The organism is Collinsella sp. AM28-11LB (genome assembly GCF_003469895.1).
Taxonomy (GTDB): domain Bacteria; phylum Actinomycetota; class Coriobacteriia; order Coriobacteriales; family Coriobacteriaceae; genus Collinsella.
This window is the reverse complement of sequence record NZ_QSKJ01000007.1, coordinates 150,505-158,438: the sequence shown is the minus strand read 5'-3', so window position 1 is coordinate 158,438 and position 7,934 is coordinate 150,505. Positions and strand designations below refer to the sequence as shown.

Genomic DNA, 7,934 nt, shown 5'->3' with positions numbered 1-7,934 from the left:
GGCCGCGCGGCAAGGAGATATATTGCCAGACCGGAGGGGCCTGTGGAACGTCAATTCCACTCTTCACAAGTCCTACACAATATATCGCCTTCTATAGCTAATAGAAAGACTGGTGCGAATCTTCCGCACGTATCAGATGATGACCCTTTGGTTCAGGAATATATAGAGATCGGTCACCTGTAGGTGTCTATCTACCCGCGCTTTTAGCAATGTAAACCGCGCTTCAGATAAAAAGAGGGAGCGCCGCGCACAACGCGACACTCCCCTAGCGATTCAAGAGAATCTATTAGGCCTCGAGAGCCTTCTTGGCGATGGTAGCCAATTCGTTGAAGGACTCGATGTCCTCGTAAGCCATCTGAGCCAGGACCTTGCGGTCGAGCTCAATGCCGGCAACCTTCAAGCCGTGCATGAACTGAGAATAAGAAATGTCGTTCAGGCGAGCGGCAGCGTTGATACGGGTGATCCAGAGAGAACGGATCTCGCGCTTCTTGTTGCGGCGATCACGATACTGATACTGCAGGGAGTGCTGGACCTGCTCTTTAGCATGCTTGTAAGTACGCGAAGCGGCACCGTAGTAACCCTTCGCACGGTGCATAACGGTACGGCGCTTCTTCTTGGCGGCAACAGCGCGCTTAATACGTGCCATGTTCTATCAACTCCTAGACGGTAAAACGAAAAAAGGGAACGCGAACTTAGGCGAGACGCGACTTAATGACCTTGCGGTCGGCAGCGGCGATCTCGGTCTCCTTGCGGAAGCCACGCTTACGCTTGGTGGACTTCTTGCTCAGGATGTGGCTCTTGAAAGCCTTGGCGCGCATGAGCTTGCCGGTACCAGTCTTGCGGAAACGCTTCTTGGTGCCGCTGTGGGACTTCATCTTAGGCATGAAATACTCCTTAATCGGTTACAGAACACTAGTTACTTAGTATCGTTTGCCGCTTTTTCCTCATCGAAAGCGCCCTTAATCGGGGCGAGCAGCATAAGCATGTTACGGCCTTCCATCTTAGGCTTGGACTCGACCGTAGCGTAAGGCTTGAGATCCTCGGCGAGACGCTCGAGAACGTTAAGGCCCTGCTCCGGGTGAGCCATCTCACGGCCGCGGAACATGATGGTGATCTTAACGCGTGCGCCCTTCTTGAGGAAACGCAGAACGTGGCCCTTCTTGGTCTCGTAGTCGCCAACATCGATCTTGGGTCGGAACTTCATTTCCTTGACCTCGACCTTAGACTGGTTCTTACGAGCAGCCTTGGCCTTCATGGCCTGCTGGTACTTGAACTTACCGTAGTCCATGACCTTGCAGACCGGCGGCTCCGCGTTGGGAGCGATCTCGACTAGGTCGAGACCCTGATCGTCAGCGACGCGCTGGGCATCGCGGATGGCGAACAGGCCGAGCTGAGAGCCATCGACGCCAATCAAACGGCACGAAGATGCAGTGATCTCGTCGTTGATGCGGGTGTCATCAGACTTAGCTATTTTCCCTACCTCCATTCATAAAAAAATAACCCGGCGCTTCTTTGCAACCAGGTCATACACATAGACGTCCTCCATTTGAGGAAGTAAATCTAAGTTGTATAACCAGTCAGCTGCTCATTGGCGCCAAAAGGTGGGGACCCTCGGGTTCCTCTTTAGGACATTGCGGGAACAACGCCTTGGCGATAATAACACGTACAGCGCGTTATCACATTACGTACACGAAAAAGGGGTTCGCGGCCCCCTTGAAGCGCAGGTGCATGCATGGTGCCCGAGGCGAGACTCGAAGGGCTTCCGCTTTGCGAAACCCCGGGCTTCGGGCGCATAGCGCCCTCGCCACGCTCCGCTACAAACAGTCCGCCGGCCTGTTTGCTTAACGTTTCGCGCGCTCACGCGAGTTCGGCACGAAAAAGGGGGCCTTGACCCCCTTGAACGCTCAGCTGCATGTATGGTGCCCGAGGCGAGACTCGAACTCGCACGTTGTTGCCAACGGTGGATTTTGAGTCCACTGCGTCTGCCAATTCCGCCACTCGGGCACGTAATGCGTGAGTTAGTTTATCACAGCTTTCTGTTGATTAGTCCGAAAATGGAACTTCGAGCATTTCGATGAGCTCGACCGAACGGAGCATCTCGCGCCGACGGCATCCACGACCGTCGACCGAGACCTCCCCCATCTGGTTGTCATAGGGATCCTCGCGCATACCGTCGAAGACGGGTTCAAACCCTGCCTGGAACCGGGAATTTGCCACCATGCGCCACGGATCGAGGTTACCAAAATAGTGGCGGCGGCGCCATTCCTCCCCCATCCTACGCGCCGAGGAACCAAACGAGACATCGGCGTTGAGCCAGCCAGTCTGCGGCGTATAAAACTCCGCCCAGTCATGCGGCCCCACCGAGTCGGGCGCAACGTACAGGCCGCTCTGCCAGCGGGCGGGCACACCGGCAATGCGGCACATGGTGATAAACGTGAGCGCCATAACGCCACAATCACCGCGAAGCGAATGCGCACAGTCATCGGCGATGGAGCCCAAAAGCAGATACGGCGGCTGATAGCGATAGTCGATATGCAGCGTCAAGTAATCATAGATAGCCCGAGCTCGATCGAGCTGGTCCTCGAGCCCGTCAACGACACGCTCAGTCAGCTGCTGCAGATACGGCGTGAACGCAATGTGTGGACGGTCCTCGGAAATGTCCTCGGGCAGCGATGTGTCCATACACGGATGCGCCGGAAGCGCACCCCCATAGATATCGTGATAAGCGGCATCGATTTGATAACGATAGATCACCGAGAACGAGCGATCGGTCGAGGAGACCCACGAAGCGGTACGCGCCAAGGCGTTCGCAGGGGCAATGACCCCCTCCGGCGTCATATCAAGAATCTCGATCTGAGACTGCTGGCGGCAGGCAGCGGCAACGGGAAGCCACGCGCGAACGGCCTCTCCTTCCAAAGCCCCGGGGACAGACACGCACGCCTTAAGCGTAATGGTACGAGACAGCCCGCCCTGCGTTTCCATCTCCTCGAGCATCTGGTTACGCAGCGCAATGCTATCCGTAGGATCGGGGCGCAGGCCCGGAACCTCCTTGGGATACACGCGCAAGGAATCAAGGAAATTGTCGAGGACGAATAGCTCGCCATCGATAAAACGCCAATCGATACGCTTGCGGTCAATCAGGTCGTCAAACTGCTTATCGGTAAACTCGGGCCATTCCTCGCGGATCATCTCAATAGCCCGATCACGCGACACCGAAAAATGAAGCGGCGTCTCGATCATGCAATACCGCTCGGCACGAACGCAGGCGGCAAACGAGGGATCAGGATTCTGCTTCAAAAGACGATCGCAAGCCGCAACCGCCTGTGTCAGATATCCAGCATCCTTGAGACGAAGAATCTCAGGCGGCAATCCGATATCAAGATGACGGAAATCATCGTCGCAAACCTCAACAGAGCACCCAACGGGACCCTCGGCAACAACCTTCCCGTCAGCAGGCAAAATATCAATAACAGCCATAACCACTCCCAAGTAGTACGACAACCTGAGCCCATTGTACCGACATAAAAACAAAGCCCCCAACCAAGGAGCCCTCAACACCGATAAACGGTATCAATTCAATTATCTCAGCCCAGTAACCCTGTAGCGAGTTAACGAAGGAGGCCCCGTTCGCCCGGAGCTTTTCCCATTGCGCGACTTCTGGCAAAGCCAGGCGAGCGCAAGGGAAAAGCGTAGGGCGAACGGGGCCTCCGGCGGAAAAGTTAAACCGCTACTTACGCCTTGTTGACGGAGCCAAACTCCTCCATGAGCTCCCTGGTGCGAGCAACGATGTTGTCGCGACCAGGCTTGAGGAGCTTGCGGGGGTCAAAGCCCTTGCCCTGCTGATCCTTGCCAGCCTCGATGTACTCGCGGACGCCCTTGGCGAAGACGAGCTGCAGGTCGGTGTTGACGTTGATCTTGGAGATGCCCAGGGAGATGGCCTTCTTGATCTGATCCTCGGGGATGCCGGTACCACCGTGCAGAACGAGGGGCAGGTCACCGGTCTGGGCCTTGATCTCGCCCAGACGCTCGAAGGACAGGCCAGCCCAGTCGGCGGGATACACGCCGTGGATGTTGCCGATGCCGCAGGCGAGGAAGTCAACGCCCAGGTCGGCAATCTGCTTGCACTCAGCGGGGTCAGCGAGCTCGCCGTTGGAGGTCACGCCGTCCTCGGTGCCGCCGATGCCGCCAACCTCGGCCTCGATGGACATGCCCTTGGAGTGGGCAAGCTCAACGAGCTCCTTGGTGCGGTCGAGGTTAAGCTGGAAGGTCTCCTCGTGAGAGCCGTCATACATGATGGACGTGAAGCCGGCCTCGATGCACTTGAAGCAGTCCTCGTAAGAACCGTGATCGAGGTGAAGGGCGACGGGAACGGTAACGCCCGTGGCCTCGACGGCAGCCTTGACCATGTCGGCGCAGACCTTGAAACCGCCCATCCACTTAGCGGCACCAGCGGTGCACTGAAGGATCAGCGGAGACTTGGCCTCCTCGGCGGCCTGGAGAATGGCCAGGGTCCACTCGAGGTTGTTGGTGTTGAAGGCACCGAGAGCGTACTTGCCGGCCTCGGCCTTCTTGAGCATGTCTGCTGCGTTGACGAGCATAAAAGAAACCTCCTGTAAGGTTGCTCCGATAACGCCTGAGATTTTACCACGGCATGCCCGCGCAGAAACGTTCGTTTGTTCACGAATATCGCCCGAATGGACTTTTTTTGACCGTTTGCCCAACGGAATCGACCCGTTGGGGAAAATAACTTGACGTTTGGACACTTCTCGTGCTTACAAAGCTGACGATAAAGCTATATCTGCATGAACGGGTTCTGCATGAGCTCGCGCGCCATGGTGGTCGAATCACCATGACCCGTCAGGCAAACGGTATCGGCCGGAAGCAGCCGGGCGAGCTTGGAGAGCGAGCGCAGAATCGCAGCCTCGTCTCCGCCGGAAAGGTCGGTACGGCCGTGGCTGCCCGGGAATAGCGTGTCGCCAACAAAGGCGATGCTTCCCTGCTCGGTGGCGGCGAACAAAACAATGCCACCCGGTGTGTGCCCGGGCGTCTCGATCACCTGCAGGCAGATATCGCCCACCTCAATAGCATCGCCCTCGGCGAGCAGGCGCGTCGGCTCCCCGGGGTCGGGCGTCTCAATGCCCCACATAGCTCGCTGTTCCTCGATATTCGCATACGGCACCGCCACATCCTTAGCACACAGCTCATACTGGCAGCCCTCGCCAACGGCGGTTCGTACGCCGGCAACACCACCAACATGATCGGCATGGCCATGAGTGCATACGGCGCCAAGCACGCGTACACCGGGATGCTCGGCTCGAATATGCTCCACCAGGCGCTCGCCTTCCCATGCGGGGTCGATAATCACGCACTCATTGTCCGAAATAACAGCATAGCTGTTGGTCTGAATGGGACCGTTTACGAGCGTCTCGATCTCGACCGATCCTTTGGGAGTTAAATCCAAGGACGCAGCGCTCATATCCCTCTCCTCTCTATAGAACTCGAGGCATCAAACGATGCCTCGAGTGTAGCGAATATCGATAATGTGGCACGTTCGTCGCGACTAAACGCGGCGCTTGAGCTGAGCTCCACCCTCGCCAGGCATCAAACGACGTGCATCGTAGACCGAGTCGACGCTGCTAATCGATGCCAGCAGCGGATCCAGACCACTCGCGTCCGAGATCTCGACCATAAAGCGCAGGGTTGCAATACCCTCGCGGTTGGTCGACGTGGCAGCAGAAAGGATATTGCCGCCCGCATCGCCAATGGCAATGGTGACATCCTTGAGCAGGCCCATGCGGTCCAGACACTCGACCACGATCTCGACCTGGAAGAGGGTGTCGGCAGCGCCGTTCCACTCTACGTCAATCATGCGCTCGGGGTGCTCCATAAGGCCCTTGACGTTGGGGCAGTTGGCGCGATGCACCGAGACGCCTCGGCCGCGCGTGATGAAGCCGACGATGTCGTCGCCCGTCACCGGATTGCAGCAATGCGCCAAACGGACCAGCAGACCGCTGTTGCTCTCGCCCTTGACGATAATGCCGTTGCTGGCGCTCTTGCCGCGCTTTTGCGGCTTGCGGTTGGAGCCGCGGGCAGGCTGCTTGACGACCTCGGCAATGGCCTCGGCCTTGGTGAGCTGCTCCTCGGGCTTGGGGTCCAAGATTTGCTCGACCTTGTTACCCACAGCGCGCGGGGCGACTTTGCCCGCGCCGACGGCGGCAAACAGGTCCTCGAGCTGCTTGTAGTTAAACTGCTCCGCCACGGCGTTGAGCGCACGCGTGGATCGTGGCGTAGAGATGCCATACCCGCGCTTGCGCAGGTCCTTGGCCAGTATATCGCGGCCGGCGGCAGCGTCGTCGTCCTTGGTCGCGGCGGCAAAATAGCGGCGGATCTTTGACTTGGCGGAAGGTGTCTTAACGATCTTGAGCCAATCACGCGACGGCTTGGAACTCTTGTTGGTCAGGATTTCAACGCGGTCGCCCGTCTTGATTTCGTGCGTGAGCGGCGCCACCGCACCGTTGATCTTAGCGCCGACGCAGTGGTTGCCGACCTCGGTATGAACGGCGTAGGCAAAGTCGAGCGGTGTTGAGCCGGCGCGAAGCGCCATGACCTCTCCCTTGGGCGTAAAGACAAAAATCTCCTGGTCAAACAAGTCGACCTTCAGCGAATGCAGGTATTCCTTGGCGTCGGTGATCTCATCAGACGCAGCCCAATCGAGCGAATGTTTGAGCCAGTTAATCTGGTCGTCCAGACGCTGCGCGTCGTTGGTCTTGGAGGCAGACGATCCGCCCGACTTCTTGTACAGCCAGTGGGCGGCGATGCCGTACTCTGCCTGCTCGTGCATCTCGTAGGTTCGAATCTGAATCTCGAGCGGACGGGCCGTGGGGCCGATAACCGTCGTGTGAAGCGATTGGTAGTTATTGACCTTGGGCATGGCGATATAATCTTTAAAACGACCGGGCATGGGATGCCACAAGGTATGTACGGCACCAAGCGTGGAATAGCAATCGCGCACCGAATGAGTGATGACGCGCAGCGCCACCAGGTCGTAAATCTCGGAGAACTCCTTACCCTTGCGCTTCATCTTTTGATAGATGGACCAATAGTGCTTGGAACGACCGTTGATCTGAAAGCCCTCAAGACCAATGCGATTGAGCTCGTCAGTGAGCGTCTTGATGGTCTCGGCCAGATAGCGCTCGCGAACCTCGCGCGACTCGGCTACCATGCGCGCGATGCGCTGGTAGGCATCGGGCTCCAAGTAGAAGAAGGACAGGTCCTCGAGCTCCCACTTGATAGAGCTCATGCCCAGGCGGTCGGCAAGAGGCGCGTATACGTCCATGGTCTCGCGCGCCTTAAACAGACGGCGGTCCTCGCGAAGGGCCGCCAACGTGCGCATGTTATGCAGGCGGTCGGCGAGCTTGACGATGATGACGCGAATGTCCTTGGACATGGCAAGGAACATCTTGCGCAGCGTGAGGGCCTGCTTCTCGTCCATGCTGTCGACTTCGATGTTGGTGAGCTTGGTCACGCCGTCGACGAGTTCTGCCACGGTTTCGCCAAACAGGCCGGAAACATCGGTAAGCGAGGTCTCGGTATCCTCGACGGTATCGTGCAGCAGCGCGGCGCACACCACATCGCAGTCCATCTTAAGATCAGCCAAAATGATGGCAACCTCGACGGGATGGTTAATGTACATCTCGCCCGAGCGGCGCTTTTGGTTGCAGTGCTTCTCGGCGGCAAAGCAGTAGGCCTGCTCCACCTTGGAGAAGTCATCATCATTCATATATTTGAGGCACAAGCGCTCCAGCTTGTCGTAGCTGTCCGCCATAATCTCGGGCGGCAGCTCATCGGCATGCTTATAGTGCTCCATCTCCGAGAACGGCTGGAGGGTGGAATCATGGGCGGTACGGGCTGCGGCATCCATCGAGGTCCCCTTC

General features: G+C 57.7%; 7 protein-coding genes and 1 tRNA gene. All 8 read right to left on the bottom strand.

Annotated elements, in window-relative coordinates; translation table 11 throughout:
* Nucleotides 1–286: 286 nt before the first annotated feature.
* The 8 genes from rplT to DW732_RS06625 all read right to left on the bottom strand — a co-directional run bounded on the left by rplT (nt 287) and on the right by DW732_RS06625 (nt 7,921).
* Nucleotides 287–646, bottom strand: a complete 360-nt coding sequence (gene rplT, locus DW732_RS06660; RefSeq protein ID WP_006234421.1) for a 50S ribosomal protein L20 — start codon at nt 644–646, stop codon at nt 287–289.
* Between the two features lie 46 nt (nt 647–692).
* Nucleotides 693–884: a 50S ribosomal protein L35 gene (rpmI, locus tag DW732_RS06655; protein WP_117734492.1), complete on the bottom strand. Its 192-nt coding sequence runs from the start codon at nt 882–884 to the stop codon at nt 693–695.
* Between the two features lie 32 nt (nt 885–916).
* The gene (gene infC, locus DW732_RS06650) at nt 917–1,486 is read right to left on the bottom strand and encodes a translation initiation factor IF-3 (RefSeq protein WP_117734493.1); all 570 of its coding nucleotides are present in this window, start codon (nt 1,484–1,486) and stop codon (nt 917–919) included.
* A 431-nt stretch (nt 1,487–1,917) separates the two neighbouring features.
* Nucleotides 1,918–2,004, bottom strand: a tRNA-Leu gene (locus DW732_RS06645).
* A gap of 39 nt (nt 2,005–2,043) precedes the next feature.
* Entirely contained in the window at nt 2,044–3,477 is a 1,434-nt protein-coding gene (locus DW732_RS06640; protein ID WP_118099115.1) for a transglutaminase-like domain-containing protein, read from the bottom strand.
* Nucleotides 3,478–3,731: 254 nt separating this feature from the next.
* Entirely contained in the window at nt 3,732–4,598 is an 867-nt protein-coding gene (gene fba, locus DW732_RS06635) for a class II fructose-1,6-bisphosphate aldolase (protein WP_117743995.1), read from the bottom strand.
* A gap of 194 nt (nt 4,599–4,792) precedes the next feature.
* Nucleotides 4,793–5,476 (bottom strand): MBL fold metallo-hydrolase, encoded by a 684-nt coding sequence (locus tag DW732_RS06630; protein WP_118099114.1) that lies wholly within the window; start codon nt 5,474–5,476, stop codon nt 4,793–4,795.
* An 84-nt stretch (nt 5,477–5,560) separates the two neighbouring features.
* Nucleotides 5,561–7,921: a bifunctional (p)ppGpp synthetase/guanosine-3',5'-bis(diphosphate) 3'-pyrophosphohydrolase gene (locus tag DW732_RS06625; protein ID WP_118099113.1), complete on the bottom strand. Its 2,361-nt coding sequence runs from the start codon at nt 7,919–7,921 to the stop codon at nt 5,561–5,563.
* Nucleotides 7,922–7,934: the final 13 nt, after the last annotated feature.